This is a genomic window from Streptococcus sp., from assembly GCF_019414905.1.
Lineage (GTDB): Bacteria > Bacillota > Bacilli > Lactobacillales > Streptococcaceae > Streptococcus.
Genome location: NZ_DXLC01000029.1, coordinates 1 through 839 on the forward strand (window position 1 = coordinate 1; position 839 = coordinate 839).

Below are 839 nucleotides of genomic sequence, written 5' to 3' on the forward strand. Positions count from 1 at the left end.
ATGGTTTGAATGATAAAATCATGATGAAAGATTCTATCCAATATCTGGAGCATTTGCAGCAGCCTTTTTATGCCAAGTATATCACGGTATCCAATCACTATCCTTATGCTAGCAATCTGACGGGCGATGAGCTTGGTTTCCCCTTGGCCAAGACCAAAGATGAAACTATCAATGGCTACTTCCAAACAGCCAACTATCTGGACAGTGCCATCAAGGCCTTCTTTGACTATCTCAAAGAAAGTGGCCTCTATGAGAAATCCATCATCGTCATTTATGGAGACCATTATGGCATTTCCAACTCCCGTAATCCTGACCTGGCACCCTTAATTGGCAAGACTTCTGAGAACTGGTCTAATTACGATAATGCTATGTTGCAACGAGTGCCTTTTATGGTGGTCATGCCTGGTTATGAAAAGGGACAAATCATCAATACCTACGGCGGGCAAATCGATATCTTACCGACTCTCGAACACCTCCTTGGTATTGAGTCCAATTCCTTCCTTCAAGTTGGACAAGACCTCCTATCACCAGACCACCAAGAAATCGTTGCCTTTCGAACTGCAAATTCCTTCGTCACGCCCAAATATACCAGCTACGACGGACGAACCTACTATACTGAAAGTGGTCTTGAAATCAGTAATCTTGATGAACAAGCTCAGACTGAACTAGAAATCGTTCGGCAGGCAGCCAGCCAACAGCTAAAAATCAGCGACCAAATTCAAACTGGCGATTTGATACGTTTCTACCAAGCAGATCATCTTGGAAAAGTTGATACAGAAAGTATTTCTTACCTCAATTCTTTACCAATTCTGCAAAAGATTGAGCAGAAAAAAGGTAGT

The 839-nt window shown here is 42.4% G+C and carries 1 protein-coding gene; it reads left to right on the forward strand.

Features of this window, described 5'->3' with window-relative positions; translation table 11 throughout:
• Positions 1-839: LTA synthase family protein (locus tag QZ359_RS00725; RefSeq protein ID WP_293951895.1), on the forward strand; the 839-nt coding region annotated here is incomplete at both ends.